Raw genomic sequence first — 15,277 nt, 5'->3', positions numbered from 1 at the left:
AAGAGCCGATCCCGGCCCCTTGACGTCAGAGGGGAGCCGGTGTGATGGTAGCCGGGCGAAACGACGAGCTCGTCACGCGCTCAATCTCCGGTCCCCCCGCCTGACCGCTGCAGGGTGGCCGGCCTCGGGCGGCCCCTTCTCACAGCCTGACGTGGACGGGCACTCCTCATCTCCGTGGGCGTGGAGTCAGACATTGTCCCGACCCTGCGCTCGGGACCCCGCATCACGGCACACGTGAGTTCACTCGCGTGGCCTGATCACGGGCCAGCGGTGCAAGACCATGGCCAACGTCACGGACGGGGGTGCCTCCCCCACTTCATCCGGCAGGGTCTCCAGCCCAACCTCGACCTCGTCGAGGCCCTGCGCCCCGGTGGAGACGGAACGCGGTTGACCGTGAGGGCCGGCATCGGCTGGGGGCTCTGCCGCGGCATGCACCTCGTCAAGCTCGTGTGCACCCGCCACCCTTGCGGGTCTGCGATCCCCGCGAGCTCCGCGTCGGGCCGCGCCACGGCTCGATGCAGCGCCCGGCCTCGACGAACAAGCCACCACCTCATCCTGGCCGGGCTCTCCGCCCGCTGAGTCTGCGCACCGCCCACGCCGATCATTCCTCGCTACCGGGCGGGCTGCTTCGAGCCGCTCAGCCCTTGACTCCTCCCTCATTGGCCCCGCGGATGAAGTAGCGCTGGAGTGCGAAGAAGAGCAGTGCGACGGGGATCGTCGTCAGCAAAGCCGTACCCAACTTCAACGGGTACTGAGTGCCGGCACCCAGCTGCCCACTGGTCATGCTGGCGAGTCCGGTCACGAGGGTCATGTGATCCGGGGTCCCCCTGGTCACCACGAGGAAATGGGAGAACTCGTTCCACGACCCTTGGAACGACAGGATCGTCAGCGTGATGAGCGCCGGCCTGGCCATCGGCAACACGACGGACCAGAAGGTCCTGAAGATGCCTGCGCCGTCCATCCGCGCCGCCTCCTCGATCGATATGGGCACCGAGTCAAAGAACTGCTTCATGATGAAGACTCCGGCGGCATCGACGATGAGCGGCAGGATCATCGCGGTGTAGGTGTCATAGATCCCGAGATAGTTGACCATGAGGAACTTCGGGATGAGCAGGGCGACGCCGGGCACCGCCATCACTGCGAGGACGGCGCCGAAAACGGCCTTGCGTCCCTTGAACTGCAGTCGCGAGAGGGCATAGCCCGCCAGGGAGTCGAGGAACACGCGAGTGAGCGTCACGACGATGGTGATGAGGAAGGAGTTACGTGTCCACGTCATAACTGGGACACCGACATCCTCGGTCTGTCCGAAGATCCGTTGCCAGACCTGGGTCGTGGCGGGGTCGGGGATGAGCGAGAGGGGATTGTTCGCCGCGTCCGGGTCGGTCTTGAACGATGTGGCGATCTGGACGAAGAACGGATAGATGAACACGATCGCGAAGGCGATCAACGCGGCATACAACAGGACAGTCTTGACCGGGTTGGAGCGCTGTTCTTTCATCTGCGGCCTCCGATACCGAAGAAGAGGGGCCTGCGTTCGTCCTTGTCGGTGAGTACGTAGCGCTGGATCCGCGTCAGGATCACGATGATGAGGAACACGACGAACGCCATCGCGGCGCCCGAGCCGTAGCGGAAGTTGCCGAAGCTCTGCTGGTACGACAGGAACGCGGGGCTCAAGGTCGTGCCCGCGGGCGCCCCCTTGCCCATGACGTAGATCTGGTCGAAGACCTGCCAGGTGCCGATCAACCCGAGCGTGATGACCAGGAAGAGAGCCGGCTTGATCATCGGGAGCGTGACGAACCGGAACTTCTGCCACTTCGACGTACCGTCGAGGGCGGCGGCCTCATCGACCTCGACGGGGAGGTCCTGGAGAGCAGCGATGAACATGAGCATGAACGTGCCCGAGGTCGTCCAGACCACGAGGAAGATGATGACGAACATCGCGACCGACGGGCCTGAGAGCCACTCCCACAGAGTTCGGCCAAGGATTTCGCCTTGCGCCCAGCCGGGGTTGTCGACGCCGACCGCGTTGAAGATCAGGTGCAGCAAGCCACGGCTGTCACTGAACCACTGCGGGCCGTCGACTCCGAGGAACCCCAGAGCGGCGTTGACGGCTCCCGAGTTGGAGAAGAGGAACAGGAAGACCGTCGCGATGGCGATCGAGCTCGTCACTGATGGGAAGTAGAAGGCGGTGCGGAAGAAGCTCTTGCCCTTCAGCATCTTGTTGCTCACGAGCAGGGCCAGCGAGAGCGAGAGCACTGTCTGCAGCGGCACGACAAGAAGCACATAGTAGAAGGTGTTGCCGATGGACTGCATGAAGTTGTCACGGGTCAGTCCGTCCTTGGCGAAGAGGTCGGTGTAGTTCTGGGCCCCGACCATGTCCGTTCCCTGCCCGACCGCAAACGGGTTGGTGTTGCCCTGCCAGTTCGTGAAGCTGACCCAGAGTGCCATGAAGATCGGGATGACGAGGAAGATCCCGAGGATGACGATCATGGGGGCGACGAAGATCCATCCGGCGATGCCTTCGCTGCCCCGTATGCCGCCTCTTGGGCGTTTGCGCCCATCCCGGAAACCGCCTGCACGGGATCGACCCCCCGGGACGCCGGGCTGGCCAGCCGGGGTGCCGGCGGCCGCCGCCGCGGCCTGGCCGACCGCCGCCCCCGAGGGGGTGACGACCTCGTCGCCCAAGGGACGGGGATCATCGATGTGCGCCATGGGTCCTCCTTGAGCTCGGTGCGTGACGAGGGGGTGACGCCCGGCCGTTGCCCTCCGGGCCGCCGCCGGGCGTCACCCTCGGGTGGATCAACCGCCCAAGGCGGCCGTGCCGTTCTTCTGGAGCTCCTCGAGCCAGGCGTTCGGGTCTCCGCCCTTGCCCATGGTGGCCAGCTGCGAGTTGAACTTCGTCATGACCTCGTCGAAGCCCGCGAGGTTGACCGGGCCCTGGGCGTACTCACCGCCAGCGACGAAGGCCGCCGAGTCGGGGTACTTCTCGGCGAAGGCCTTGGCGCCCTCCTCGGTCGAGGGCATGACGCCGAAGGCGTCCGCGAACTTCATCTGTTGTTCGGTCGTGATGAGTGACTTGACGAGCTCGATGGCCTGGGCCTGGCTCTTGGACTTCGCAGCGATGCCCCAGCAGTTGCTGAACAGGAGCGTGCCCTTGCCCCCTGGGCCGGCGGGGAGCTCGACGACCTTGTAGTTCAGCTTGGGGAAGTCCTTCTTGGCACCGCTGATCCAGTTGCCCTCGATCGTCATTGCCCCGACGCCCTTACCGAGCGCCTCTCCGCCCCAGCCGGTGGCGGGCGTGGTGTCGGAGCTGAACTTGAGGATGCCCGCATCCATCATCTTCTTGACCTCTGCGAGGCCGACCTTGGCGGGCTCACTGTTGGCCGTCATCGTCTTGCCGTCCTCGGAGACGATCCAGCCGCCGGCCTGCTTGATGAAGGCACCGCTGCGGTTGATGTCGTTGCCGATGACAAGCCCGGTGACTTTGCCGGACGTGAGCTTCTTGGCCACGGCTTCGAGACCGGCCCAGTCCTTCGGGATGTCGGCGTCGGTGAGCCCGGCCTTGGTCCACAGATCGGTGTTGATCTGCAACGCGAGCGTGGAGTAGTCCTTCGGCGCGCAGTAGAACTTGCCGTCGTAGGTGAACGTCTGGACCAGGGTCGGGAGGAAGCCAGCATCCTTGACCTGGTCGCCGTAGGCGAGGAGATTGCCCGCCTTGGCGAAGGTGCCGAGCTTCGAGGCGTCCGTGTAGAAGACGTCGGGGGGCGTCGTCGAGGCGAATGCCTGGCCGAGCTGCTGACCGAGGTCGGAGGCCGCGATGACCTCGACCGTGTTGCCGGTCTTCGCGCCCCACGCGTCGGCGGCAGCTTTGACCGCGTTGGTCTCCGCGTCGCCGGAGCTGCCGATCATCATCGTCAGCTTCACGGGTCCCGCAGCGGTGTTCTGTGGGACGTTCTGCGTGTCGCCACTGAATCCGCCTCCGCCGCACGCGCTCAGGACGAGCGCGCCGGTGGCGGCGAGAGCGAGCGCGGGGACACCGCGCGGCATACGTGCTCTCATGTCACTTCTCTTTCCGGTTCGTGCGGTCGCCCGCGGGGGTTAGAGCTGGACCTGACGACCAGCTCGGGGATGAGGAGGAGTCCCGGCGTCGCCGCGGCATGTGGTGCCGCGCCGATCCCAAGCATGTGGAGAACATGGTCAGCCACCTCGTCGAGGGGCTGGCGCAGGCTCGTGAGGTCCAGCGCGTCCGCGATGTCGGTGTCGTCGAAGCCGACCAGACCGAAGTCAGGCCCCGGCCGCATCCCGCGCTCGATCAGGACCCTCCAGGCGCCGAGGGCGAGTGCGTCAGAGGCGCAGACCAGCGCTCCGCCTCGACCGAGGACATCGATGAGCGGGCCCGCGGCAGCGGACGCCGACTCGAGCACTTGGTGGGCCGTGGCATTCCACTCGGGGTGCGCCAGGCCCAGCTCAGCGGTGGCGCCGGCCCATCCCGCGCGACGGTCGTCTCCGACGGGTGATCCCTCTGGCCAGCCGAGGAAGCCGATCCGGTTGTAGCCCTGGTGGGCGAGGTGTCGCACGGCGGCGTCGACGCCCGAGGCCCCGTCGACGTCCACCCAGGACGTGACGGTCGGGTCGTCCCAGACGCGCCCGAAGGCGGCGTACGGGACCTGATTGGCCTCGAGCCACGCCGGTCGCGGATCGCCGTGACGAGTGTCGGTGAGCACGAAACCGTCGGCGATCCGACTGGCGACGAGGTCCTCGTAGGAAGGGATCGGGTCGGCTGGGTCCGGAGCGGTGAAGGGGACGATGTGTGAGCCGTGCCGTCGTGAGCCGGTCGTCAGCGAGACGAGGAAGCTGTCGAGAACGGCCCCGAGCCGCCCGAAACCGCGCGAGTCGATCTCCAGGGCCCACGCGCCCGCACGCTCCTTCTTGAGCTGCTGCGCCGCCCGGCTCGGGCGGAATCCGAGGCGGGCGATCTCGCGCCGGACGCGCTCGAGAGTCTCGGGCGCGACGCGCTCAGGAGCATTGACCACGTTGCTCACGGTCTGGCGTGAGACCGCCGCCGCCCGTGCGACATCCTCGATGGTCGCTCGCTCTCGCGCACGGGGCTCCGAGGTCACCCTTGACTCCCGCCTCCTGGAGTGGAACGGTCAAATATGCGTTTGAACGTTCCAATTACCTCTCCGGATAGTGTTGCCTCACACCACGGCGTGTCAAGAGGAGCGACCACGCCGTCCCCGGATGGCGACCGCCCCGTGACCCTCGGCAGGAACAGCTGATGAGCGCTCAGACGCCCAGTCCCCACCGCCAACCGTGGCTGCACGACCTCGCCATCTGTGTCGACGGCAACGGGACGGCGCTCAGTGCCTGGGACGGCTCGATGTCCGGGACGGGGGCGGAGGGCTTCTTCGTCGACGACCAGAGGGTCGTCTCTCGGTTCTCCGTGGCGTTGGGGGCGTCCGACCTCGTCGACGTCGCTCACGCGAGCCGCGGGGGGCGCAGCGACTTCTTCCTCTCGGCCCGTGGGCTGGGCGACCGGGGACCCGACCCGACAGTCGAGGTGCACCGTCGTCGACAGGTGGTGGGCGGGACCCTCACCGAGCGCCTCACCGTCGTGTCCCGAGCCGCACGACCAGTCATCGCCGACCTGGTCGTGACCCTCGGGGGCGACGGAGCCGACATCAGCGCGGTCAAGGCCGGAGTCACTTCGGGACAGCCCGTCGAGGTCACGATCGAGGGGGGCCGAAACAGCAGCGCGGCGCCAGCAGCCTCGTGGACTACCGACCGGCTCGCCACCCGCGTGCGGTTCTCGACGGCTCCTGCCGCGCTCGAGACGACGAGCGAGGGCCTGGTCGCGTCGTTCCCGGTCGCGCTCGACTCAGGCGGCAGCCTCGAGGTGGGCGTCTTCGTCACCACCGAGCGACGAGGTGGCACGAGGTTCGCTGCCGACGCCGGGTCCAGGGCGGTCCGATGGGCCACTTCGGTCGAGGTCAGTGCGACCGATCCCCGGATCGGTCGGCTCGTCACAGCATCGCTCACCGACCTGCAGAGCCTTCTTCTCTCGGATCCCGAGGATGCCGCGGACGTCTTTGCTGCGGCTGGAACCCCTTGGTACCTCACGCTGTTCGGTCGCGACTCCATCTGGGCTGCTCGCATGACCCTCCCGTTGGGCACGACCCTCGCGGGCGGAACGCTCCGAGCCCTCGCGCGCCGGCAGGGCACGAAGGTCGACGTGAAGACAGCCGAGGCGCCGGGCAAGATCCCTCACGAGCTGCGCAGGACGGCATACGCGGATCCCGCTGTGGGTTTTGCGCTCCCGCCTGTCTACTACGGCACCGTCGACGCCACGGCGCTGTGGATGTGCCTGTTGCACGACGCGTGGCGTTGGGGCATGCGGGAGGACGAGGTGCGCGCCCTCCTGCCCAGCTTGCGAGCCGCTGCGGCGTGGCTGGCCGGCGCGGCCTCCCCGGAGGGCGACGGCCTCATCAAGTATGTCGACGAGAGCGGCCACGGCCTGATCAACCAAGGCTGGAAGGACTCCGGTGACTCGATGCGGTTCCGAGACGGGTCCATCGCGGCCGCGCCGATCGCGCTCGTCGAAGCGCAGGCGTATGCCGTCGAGGCGGCCGCGGGCGCCGCCGCCCTGCTGCGCGCCCTGGGGACGGAGGACCGGGACCGTGCGTTGGCGGACGCACTGGAGACGTGGTCGGTGTCGCTGGCCGGAAGGATCAGGGACCACTTCTGGGTGGGTGAGCCCGGGCACCGATACCTCGCCATGGCCATCGACGGCGAAGGCCGGGCGGTCGACGGCATCGGCTCCAACATGGGCCACGTCCTCGGCACCGGCGCCCTGGCCGCTGGCGAGGCTGCGATCGTGACCGCCACCCTCACCGGTCAGACGATGCTGGGGCGCTTCGGTATCGCGACCATGGCAACCGACAACGGAGGGTTCAACCCGATCGGATACCACACCGGTTCTGTGTGGGTCCACGACTCCGCGATCTGCGCACTCGGCATGGCTCGGGAGGGTCACACGGCCGAGGGTGCGACGGTCGTCAGCCGGCTGCTCGACCTCGGCGAGGCGTTCGACTATCGGATGCCCGAGCTCTTCTCCGACGCGGGCGCACTCGACCGCCCCGCTCCCTATCCGGCATCGTGCCGACCACAGGCCTGGGCCGCCGCATCCGCCGTGGCGATGCTGACCGTCGCCCTCGGCCTCACCGTCAACGTTCCGGCCCGGAAGGTCTCGGTGCACCCCGCCAAGCCGCTGCCCTTCGGCGCCATGACGGTGCGCGGCATACGCGTCGGGGACGCCGAGCTCACTGTGATCGTCGACGGTGCGGGTGGGGTGGAGGTGGCCGGCCTGCCAGAGGGCTTCACCCTGGCCCGGTGACACGTGCGGTGGCGTCACCGGAGGCGGACGCGCACCAGGATGTCGCCTGACGTCCTTGACTCGACCGCGACGCAGTCCGCGACGGTCAGATCGCCCGACCGTCCCTCGGAGGACGGTATCGACACAGGAACCGCCTGAGACACGCATGGGCTCACCACGTGCCGTGCGGCCGGTCCGCGCTCGGCTGGGAGCACGCGCGCGGCTGAGTCACTGCTGCCCACCCCAGTGCCTTCCCTTTGTGCTGGAATGACTCATGACTTCGGTACGGCGCCCGGGTCGCGCGCTCCTGGCCCTCACAGCTCTTGGCGTCGTCTATGGCGACATCGGCACGAGCCGCTGTACGCGATCCAAGTCGTCTTCTCCATCGACAACGGCTTGGTGACGCTGAACCGTCCTGACGTCTTCGGCTCGATCTCACTGATGTTCTGGTCGATCGTCATCGTGGTGTGCATCAAGTACCTGGGATTCATCACTCGCGCCGACAACGACGGGGAGGGCGGCATCCTGGCGCTGGCGCACCTCACCCGCAGCAGCCTGCGAGAAGGCAGCCGCCGGTACGCGCTGGTCATGATCTTGGGGGTCATCGGCGCCTCGCTGTTCTATGGGGACAGCCTGCTGACCCCCTCGATCTCGGTGCTGTCGGCGGTCGAGGGCATCGAGGTGGCGATCCCGTCACTGTCCCACGTCGTGCTCGAGCTCGGCGTGCTCATCATCGTGGGCCTCTTCGTCGTCCAGCGCCACGGCACCGAGAAGGTCGGCAAGTCCTTCGGGCCGATCATGATCGTCTGGTTCGTCACCCTCGCTGCGATGGGCCTCACTCACATCGCCGAGGACCCGTCGATCCTGGCTGCGCTCTCCCCGCACTACGGGATGCTGTTCATCGCCGAGCACCCCTTCATCGCATTCGTGGCCAGCGGCGCCATCGTGCTTGTCATCACCGGTACCGAGGCGCTGTACGCCGACATGGGCCACCTGGGCCGACCCGCCATCGCCACCGCGTGGTTCGGGCTCGTCTTCCCCGCCCTGACGCTCAACTACCTGGGCCAGGGAGCGATGATCCTGAACCACCCGGAGACCGTGAGCAATCCCTTCTTCAAGATGGCTCCGGACTGGGGGCAGATCCCCCTCGTCCTGCTCTCGACCATGGCCACGGTGATCGCCAGCCAAGCGGTGATCTCTGGCGTCTACTCGGTGTCCAGACAGGCCGAGCGACTCGGCTACCTGCCCCGGCTCACCGTGCGGCAGACCTCAGCACACACGGGCGGCCAGATCTACGTCCCGGCAGTCAACTGGCTCGTCTTCGCCGGCGTGCTGGCACTCATGCTGACTTTCGGCGAGTCGAGCCGCCTGGCCACTGCCTACGGCGTCGCGGTGACGGCGACGTTCATCCTGACCACGGTGCTCTTCTGCGTCTACGCCTCCAGCGCCCTTGGGTGGAAGCCTTGGCAGGTCCTGCTGGCCGGGGGCCTGTTCGGGGTGATCGAGCTGGCGTTCTTCGCGGCCAACGTCACAAAGGTGTTCCATGGCGGCTGGCTCCCGATTCTCGTCGCCCTGCTGCTGAGCACCGTGATGCTCACCTGGCAGCGCGGCGTCGTCCTCGTGACGGCACGGCGCACCAAGCTCGAAGGTCCGTTGACCGAGTACCTTTCGAGCGACGCCGTCGTGAACGTCAAGCGGATCCCGGGCTCGGCCGTGTTCCTCCATCCGTCCAAGCAGACCGTGCCCTTGGCGCTGCGCGAGAACGTCCACTTCAACCAGGTTCTGCACAACAACGTGGTCATCGTCACGACCCGGTCACTGAACGTCCCGCACGTCGACGACAGCGAACGGGTCACGATCGACCACCTCGCCAGCGAGTACGACCGCATCACCCACGTGCAGCTCGACTATGGCTTCTCCGACCACCAAGACGTGCCGGCCGGCCTCAAGGTTGCCGCGGAGCGCCACGGCGTCGAGCTGGACATCGAGAACGCGACGTACTTCATCTCACGAATCACCCTGCGGATCAGTGACCGTCCCGGGATGGCGCGGTGGCGCAAGGGCATCGTGCGAGGTCTCGCGCAGAACGCGGCGCGCCCGTCCGACTATTTCCACCTTCCGATCGATCGCACCGTGCTGATGGGCGCAGAGGTCAACTTCTGACGAGGTGATGGCGGAGGCGTCCCCAGTCAAGGAGCCGGACCCGCACGTCCCCGAGCGACCCGCTGCGGTCCCAACCTCAGACAGGTTGGGTGCGGGCCCCGGCGGCTGCGTGGGGGGTGTGCACCGATCGGGTAAACCCTTGCGCATCCACTACTTAGTGTTATTGTGTAGCAGTAGTCATTGTTACTGAGTAGATGGAGGGGCGCGTCGTGGGCAAGCAGATGACCGAGATGCTCAAGGGCACGCTCGAGGGCATCGTCCTCGCGATCCTGTGCGTGCGGCCTGCGTACGGCTACGAGATCACCGCACGGCTGCGCGAGCAGGGCTTCTCCGACATCGCTGAGGGGACCGTGTATGCGCTCCTCATCAGGATCGAGCAGCGCGGCCTCGTCGACGTGGAGAAGGTGCCGTCGGAGAAGGGACCACCGCGCAAGGTCTACTCGCTGAACGCGCAAGGGCGCGATCAGCTTGACGAGTTCTGGAGGGCGTGGGGCTTCCTCGCGGAACGTATCGGACAGCTCCACGAAGCAGAGGAGTGATCATGGCCAACTGGATCGAGACCCTCACGGGGTCACTCGAGCAGAAGAGGCAGTACAAGCAGTACAAGGCGCGCCTCGAGGCGCTTCCCGAGCCGTACGCCGCCGCCGCCAAGGCGCTGCAGCGGTACTTCATGTACTACGGGGGCGTCATGGACGGCGAGACCGTCACCACGATGCTGGGCGACCTCGTCGAGCTGTGGGAGCGGGCCGCCGCGGACGGTACGTCGGTGCGCGAGATCGTCGGCGAGGACCCGGTCGAGTTCGCCGAGACATTCGCCCAGGCCTACAGCGCCAAGCGGTGGATCGACAGGGAACGCGAGCGTCTGACCAAGGCGATCGAGAACGCGGAACGAGGAGGACCCCAATGACCACAGACGCAGCCATCCGGGTGACGGACCTGCAGAAGTCCTACAAGGACCTGCAGGTGCTGCGCGGCGTCGACTTCGAGGTGGCGCGTGGCAGCATCTTTGCCCTGCTCGGATCGAACGGTGCAGGCAAGACCACGGTCGTGCGAATCCTGTCCACGTTGCTCCAGGCCGACGCGGGCACGGCGAGTGTCAACGGCTTCGACGTCGCCACGCAACCGGCCGACGTGCGGGAGTCGATCAGCCTCACGGGGCAGTTCGCCGCCGTCGACGAGATCCTCACCGGGCGGGAGAACCTCGTGCTCGTGGCGCGCTTGCGGCACCTAGCCGACGTCGGTCAGATCGCCGATGACCTCCTGGTCCGCTTCCAGCTGACCGACGCCGCGGAGCGAAGGGTGTCGGCGTACTCGGGCGGCATGCGCCGCCGCCTCGACATCGCGATGAGCCTCATCGGGAACCCACCCGTCATCTTCCTCGACGAGCCGACGACGGGGCTCGACCCGCAGGCCCGCCTCGAGGTGTGGCGCGCCGTCAGACAGCTGGCCGAGCAGGGCACCACAGTGCTGCTCACCACCCAGTACCTCGACGAGGCTGAGCAGCTCGCCGACCAGATCGCGATCCTGAACGAGGGCCGGATCATCGTGAACGGCACCCTCGCCGAGCTCAAGCAGCTGCTGCCGCCCGCCAAGGTCGAATACGTCGAGAAGCAGCCGACCCTCGAGGACGTCTTCCTCGCCCTCGTCGGTCACGACGCGGACGGCGACGCCGGCAAGGGTCGCAGCCTCACACACACACTGGGAGAACAACGATGACCACGCACTTCCTCGGCGACACCAAAGTCCTGCTGGGACGATCCCTGCGCCACATCGGCCGCAGTCCCGACACCATCATCACCACCGTGGTCATGCCGATCGCCTTCATGCTGCTGTTCGTCTATGTCTTCGGCGGTGCGATCCAGACCGGGTCGGACCGGTACGTGAACTACCTGCTGCCCGGCATCCTGATCATCACGATCGCATCGGGCATCTCCTACACCGCATATCGACTATTCCTCGACACGAAGGGCGGGATCTTCGAGCGGTTCCAGTCCATGCCGATCGCACGCTCGTCCGTGCTGTGGGCGCACGTCCTGACCTCGCTGGTCGCCAACCTCATCTCGCTCGTGGTCGTCGTCCTCGTCGCGCTCCTGATGGGCTTCCGCTCGGGCGCGGGAGCGCTCGCGTGGCTGGCGGTCGCCGCCATCCTGATCCTGTTCACCCTGGCGCTGACGTGGATCGCCGTCATCCCCGGGCTCACCGCCAAGTCCGTCGACGGCGCGAGCGCATTCTCCTACCCACTCATCTTCCTGCCGTTCATCAGCTCGGCATTCGTGCCCACCGACACCATGCCCGGCCCGCTGCGCGCATTCGCTGAACACCAACCGGTGACCTCGATCGTCAACGCGATCCGCGACCTGTTCTCCCGGCAGCCGGTCAGCACCGACCTCTGGGTCGCTCTCGCGTGGTGTGTCGGCATCCTCGTCGTCGCGTACACCTTCGCCACGATCACCTACCGGCGCAGGATCGCCTGACAGGACGTCAACCGGTGGTCAGCCGAGGTCGGCAGCGCACGACCGTGGACCGCAGGCCGTTCGACAGGTGCCACGGGTTGGGCCCGCAGCCGGGGCAGCGCGACCAGCGCCACGTCGTACCAGTGGCGCTGGTCGAGCGCTGGACTGGGCGAGGAGGAACGCCAGGGCCAGCAGGATCGGACCACCTCCACGCCCCGTTCCCACCGCTCAGCCAGTCCCGTGGCGGGTCAGGACGTACACGGCCATGTTGCCGCCGGCCACGGACTTCCTGTGGCGGACGTCCATGCCGAGCACCTCGGCCAGCCGGGGCACGCCACCTTCGGCGAGGAACGTCCGCGAACGTTGCAGGTGCCGCGCGGTCAGCTCGGCCAGCACGGAGAACGCTCGCAGACCCCACCCCTTGAGCCCGCGAAGCGGCCCCGGGGAGAAGTCGACCACCAGCAACCGTCCTGAGTCGGTGAGCACGCGGGCCATCTCCTTCCCAACGGCTTCACGTTCCAGCGGGCTCAGCTCGTGCAGCACTAGCGTGGCGGTGACGACGTCGAACTTCGCGTCCCCGAAAGGAATTCGCTGGGCGTCAGCGAGCCGAAGGTCAGCCGCGGGGCCGAGCCTCTCGCGGGCGCGGGCCAGCATCGCGGGCGAGGTGTCGATCCCCGCCACGTCGCAGCCTGCGGCGAGGTACCGCTCGAGCTGGGTCCCGGTCCCGCAGCCGACGTCGAGCACCCGTGAGCCCCGACCCACCCCGCTCACTCGAACCGCGACGTCGCGCAGCGGCGCGTTGAGCGGCTCGAGGATCGCGTCCTGCAACCCGGCCAAGCGGCCGTAGGCATCCTTCTTCCCGACCGACCCCCCATCCATGGCTCGATGCTAGGAAGACCGCGGCGCGGATCGGTAGGGACGTAGGTCCCCTCCCGCGTCACCACGCCTGCACCAGCCGGCGGAGGTCTCAGCACCCGCCTCGCCGCAGGCCCCCGCAGGCACCCGCAGGCACGCGCCAGGACGTGGAGCCTCCGCGCAGTCCCGGCCCCACCCGATCGACCGAGCGACCCTCATCCGTGCCGGTCACCGAGGCCGGCGGGGCGACTGGACCACGGCGGTCAGCGTCTCGAACGCGGCGACCGCCGCCCGAACGCGCTCCCCGGTCCACTCGAGCTCCGGATCCGGCTCGAGGAAGGACAGGAACGCGGCGACGAGCGCATATGAGGTGCGCGTCCACTCCGCGGCGAGCGAGGAGCCGAACGCTGTCGCGCGGAACGTCGTCCGGTCTGGGGCGACGGAGGCGCGCACGACCAGGCCGGTCATCAGAGCGCCCATCGCATCAGCCATGACCTCGAAGCCGGACTGGCCGGCCAGGGGCGGGACGAGCCGGTAACCCATGAGATCCGGCAGGCGCGAGTACACCGACGCGCGATGCATCGCGAAGCCGCGCTCGGCCGCCGCGATCTCGCTCGTGACGGTGTCCCGGAGCTCACCCGGGGGCAGGCTGGTGCACGTCGCCCGCAGGGCGAGGTAGTCGGTCCACTCGCGAGATGAGGCAAGGCGCCTGAAGTCGGCGTCCACGGCGATGCGCAGGCTCTCGACGACGATCGTGCGGCGCCCCGCCGCCGTTGCAGCCTCCTCGCGGCGGTCATTCACGAAGGCCCGGATGGCGTCGATCTCCTCGCTCCCCTCGGGGTCGAGGCGTGTCTCGCGCACGGTCTGCACGAGGACCGCTCGGAGGAAGTCGGCCCGACTCGGCCAGTGCCGGTAGGCCGTCGCGCGCGACACTCCGGAGGTTGCGATGGCGTCCTCGATGCTGATCCCGTCCAGGCCGACGGAGACTCCCCGTTCGTGGATTCGTCTGACGGCTGCCTGCACGACTCGGTCACCTGCGGTGGGGCGTGGTCGAGGCATGGTGCTAGCCTAGCGACCGATGAGACATGATGTCTCATCCGCCCGCGCCCGCAAGACCTCCACCTGACAGGAGAGCACCATGCACGCCGTTGTCGTCATCGAGTCCTGTTTCGGCAACACGTCGAAAGTGGCCGACGCCATCATCGAGGGCCTCCGTTCCTCCGGCGCCGACGTGCAGACCTACCCGGCAGGGTCTGCCCCGCGGCGCCTGGCTGCTGACCTGTTGCTCGTCGGCGCGCCCACCCACAACATGGGCTTGCCGAGCAGCGCGAGCCGCGACCAGGCGGCCAGGAAGGGCGCCGCCGCAGCCGCGTCAGGGGTCCGCGAGTGGCTCGCTGAGATCGAGGCGCTCGAGGGCCGGGTCGTCACCTTCTCGACCACCACCGGAGGCATGCTGGCCGGCTCGGCGGGCAAGGCGATCGTCAAAGGCCTGAAGCGCCGCAGGATCAGCGCCGAGCACGGTGGCGACTTCACCGTGGACGGCACCCCCGGACCCGTGGCCGTTGGAGAGCTCGATCGAGCACGGCAGTGGGGGCGCACGCTCGGAGCCGCGCTGCAGCTCTGACCGGGCATCGCCGCCGCCTACGCTGGGCCCGTGTACCTGGAGAACATCGTCTTCGACGCCCTTGACCCGCAGGCGCTCGGCCGGTTCTGGGAGACCGCGCTGGGCACAGAGACGCTGACCGACGAGGTCGAGGGTTTCGAGACCCGGCTCAGCGTGTCGGGCGGCCCGGTCCTCGACCTCTGTTTCCCACGCGTCCCGAAGCCGACCGCCGAGCCGCCGCAGCGACTCCGCCTCGACCTGCAGGGTTCCGGGGACCGGCAGCGGCTCGTGGACCGGCTGCTCGCCCTGGGCGCCGGCCACGCCGACGTCGCTGCCGGGCAGCGGCAGGGCCATGGGCCGTCCACGGTGCTCGGCGACCCGGAGGGAAACCGGTTCGGCCTGGTTCCGGAGCGGGCATCGGTCGAGGGCGTGGTCCGGCTGGCCACCATGTCCCTCGAGGTGGCCGACCCGCGCCGCGACCGGGACTTCTGGTCCTGGCTGACCGGCTGGCTGCCGGTCGAGGGCAGCGAGGTGGGCCTCCGGCACTCGTCGGGCCGCGGGCCGCTGCTCGAGCTGTCTGCGGAGACGGAGCCCAAGGGGTCGGGCAAGAACCGGGTGCACGTGGACGTCCGGCTCGAGCCGGGCGACGATGCCGATGCCGTGGCACAGGAGATCGCGCAGCGCGGCGGTCGGGAGCTGCACCCGGGCTGGGGGGACCTGCCCTGGCGGATCTTCGCGGACCCCTCCGGCAACGAGTTCTGCGTGCTCCCGAAGCTTGGCTAGAACGATCGCCGGCAGAGCCGCGGGAGACGCCCGGTCTCCGCGCGCGCT

General features: G+C 68.1%; 14 protein-coding genes. 8 read left to right on the top strand and 6 right to left on the bottom strand.

Features of this window, described 5'->3' with window-relative positions:
* Positions 1-637: 637 nt before the first annotated feature.
* From ABWV20_RS16430 to ABWV20_RS16415, 4 genes are all read right to left on the bottom strand, one after another.
* The gene (locus ABWV20_RS16430; protein WP_353357005.1) at positions 638-1,498 is read right to left on the bottom strand and encodes a carbohydrate ABC transporter permease; all 861 of its coding nucleotides are present in this window, start codon (positions 1,496-1,498) and stop codon (positions 638-640) included.
* The gene (locus ABWV20_RS16425) at positions 1,495-2,712 is read right to left on the bottom strand and encodes a carbohydrate ABC transporter permease (RefSeq protein WP_353357003.1); all 1,218 of its coding nucleotides are present in this window, start codon (positions 2,710-2,712) and stop codon (positions 1,495-1,497) included. Before ABWV20_RS16425 ends, ABWV20_RS16430 begins: the two co-directional genes overlap by 4 nt.
* Positions 2,713-2,799: 87 nt before the next feature.
* Positions 2,800-4,059, bottom strand: a complete 1,260-nt coding sequence (locus ABWV20_RS16420; RefSeq protein ID WP_353357001.1) for a sugar ABC transporter substrate-binding protein — start codon at positions 4,057-4,059, stop codon at positions 2,800-2,802.
* Entirely contained in the window at positions 4,056-5,120 is a 1,065-nt protein-coding gene (locus ABWV20_RS16415; protein ID WP_353356999.1) for a substrate-binding domain-containing protein, read from the bottom strand. The genes ABWV20_RS16420 and ABWV20_RS16415 overlap by 4 nt, the downstream gene beginning before the upstream one ends.
* 158 nt (positions 5,121-5,278) lie before the next feature.
* Between ABWV20_RS16415 and ABWV20_RS16410 the strand changes: the two genes are divergently transcribed.
* The 6 genes from ABWV20_RS16410 (at position 5,279) to ABWV20_RS16385 (ending at position 12,009) form a co-directional block, all read left to right on the top strand.
* Positions 5,279-7,393, top strand: coding sequence for a glycogen debranching N-terminal domain-containing protein (locus ABWV20_RS16410; protein ID WP_353356997.1), 2,115 nt, complete (start codon positions 5,279-5,281; stop codon positions 7,391-7,393).
* A gap of 378 nt (positions 7,394-7,771) precedes the next feature.
* Entirely contained in the window at positions 7,772-9,535 is a 1,764-nt protein-coding gene (locus tag ABWV20_RS16405) for a potassium transporter Kup (protein WP_353356995.1), read from the top strand.
* A 209-nt stretch (positions 9,536-9,744) separates the two neighbouring features.
* Positions 9,745-10,074, top strand: coding sequence for a PadR family transcriptional regulator (locus ABWV20_RS16400; RefSeq protein WP_353357013.1), 330 nt, complete (start codon positions 9,745-9,747; stop codon positions 10,072-10,074).
* Positions 10,074-10,442, top strand: a complete 369-nt coding sequence (locus tag ABWV20_RS16395) for a DUF1048 domain-containing protein (RefSeq protein ID WP_353357011.1) — start codon at positions 10,074-10,076, stop codon at positions 10,440-10,442. Before ABWV20_RS16400 ends, ABWV20_RS16395 begins: the two co-directional genes overlap by 1 nt.
* Positions 10,439-11,251 carry an ABC transporter ATP-binding protein gene (locus ABWV20_RS16390; protein WP_353356993.1) on the top strand — a complete coding sequence of 271 codons (813 nt, stop codon included), beginning with the start codon at positions 10,439-10,441 and terminating at the stop codon, positions 11,249-11,251. The genes ABWV20_RS16395 and ABWV20_RS16390 overlap by 4 nt, the downstream gene beginning before the upstream one ends.
* Positions 11,248-12,009 carry an ABC transporter permease gene (locus ABWV20_RS16385; RefSeq protein ID WP_353356991.1) on the top strand — a complete coding sequence of 254 codons (762 nt, stop codon included), beginning with the start codon at positions 11,248-11,250 and terminating at the stop codon, positions 12,007-12,009. The genes ABWV20_RS16390 and ABWV20_RS16385 overlap by 4 nt, the downstream gene beginning before the upstream one ends.
* A 207-nt stretch (positions 12,010-12,216) precedes the next feature.
* Here the strand turns inward: ABWV20_RS16385 and ABWV20_RS16380 are convergent, their stop codons facing one another.
* Positions 12,217-12,867 carry a class I SAM-dependent methyltransferase gene (locus ABWV20_RS16380; protein WP_353356989.1) on the bottom strand — a complete coding sequence of 217 codons (651 nt, stop codon included), beginning with the start codon at positions 12,865-12,867 and terminating at the stop codon, positions 12,217-12,219.
* A gap of 204 nt (positions 12,868-13,071) precedes the next feature.
* The gene (locus ABWV20_RS16375) at positions 13,072-13,902 is read right to left on the bottom strand and encodes a TetR/AcrR family transcriptional regulator (protein ID WP_353356987.1); all 831 of its coding nucleotides are present in this window, start codon (positions 13,900-13,902) and stop codon (positions 13,072-13,074) included.
* 79 nt (positions 13,903-13,981) lie between these two features.
* Here ABWV20_RS16375 and ABWV20_RS16370 point away from each other — a divergent pair, with 79 nt between their 5' ends.
* Entirely contained in the window at positions 13,982-14,467 is a 486-nt protein-coding gene (locus ABWV20_RS16370; RefSeq protein WP_353356985.1) for a flavodoxin family protein, read from the top strand.
* A gap of 30 nt (positions 14,468-14,497) precedes the next feature.
* The gene (locus ABWV20_RS16365) at positions 14,498-15,229 is read left to right on the top strand and encodes a VOC family protein (protein ID WP_353356983.1); all 732 of its coding nucleotides are present in this window, start codon (positions 14,498-14,500) and stop codon (positions 15,227-15,229) included.
* Positions 15,230-15,277: the final 48 nt, after the last annotated feature.

The sequence above is a fragment of the Intrasporangium sp. DVR genome (assembly GCF_040365325.1).
Classification (GTDB): Bacteria; Actinomycetota; Actinomycetes; order Actinomycetales; family Dermatophilaceae; genus Intrasporangium.
The sequence above is the reverse complement of the archived record's forward strand: the minus strand, read 5'-3'. Positions and strand labels throughout refer to the sequence as shown.

Excerpts from the sequence above, each read along its gene's own strand:
- ABWV20_RS16380 (WP_353356989.1), bottom strand. The coding sequence starts at position 12,867 with ATGGATGGGGGGTCGGTCGGGAAGAAGGATGCCTACGGCCGCTTGGCC.
- ABWV20_RS16410 (WP_353356997.1), top strand. The coding sequence starts at position 5,279 with ATGAGCGCTCAGACGCCCAGTCCCCACCGCCAACCGTGGCTGCACGAC.
- ABWV20_RS16370 (WP_353356985.1), top strand. The coding sequence starts at position 13,982 with ATGCACGCCGTTGTCGTCATCGAGTCCTGTTTCGGCAACACGTCGAAA.
- ABWV20_RS16425 (WP_353357003.1), bottom strand. The coding sequence starts at position 2,712 with ATGGCGCACATCGATGATCCCCGTCCCTTGGGCGACGAGGTCGTCACC.
- ABWV20_RS16420 (WP_353357001.1), bottom strand. The coding sequence starts at position 4,059 with ATGAGAGCACGTATGCCGCGCGGTGTCCCCGCGCTCGCTCTCGCCGCC.
- ABWV20_RS16390 (WP_353356993.1), top strand. The coding sequence starts at position 10,439 with ATGACCACAGACGCAGCCATCCGGGTGACGGACCTGCAGAAGTCCTAC.
- ABWV20_RS16375 (WP_353356987.1), bottom strand. The coding sequence starts at position 13,902 with ATGCCTCGACCACGCCCCACCGCAGGTGACCGAGTCGTGCAGGCAGCC.
- ABWV20_RS16430 (WP_353357005.1), bottom strand. The coding sequence starts at position 1,498 with ATGAAAGAACAGCGCTCCAACCCGGTCAAGACTGTCCTGTTGTATGCC.
- ABWV20_RS16385 (WP_353356991.1), top strand. The coding sequence starts at position 11,248 with ATGACCACGCACTTCCTCGGCGACACCAAAGTCCTGCTGGGACGATCC.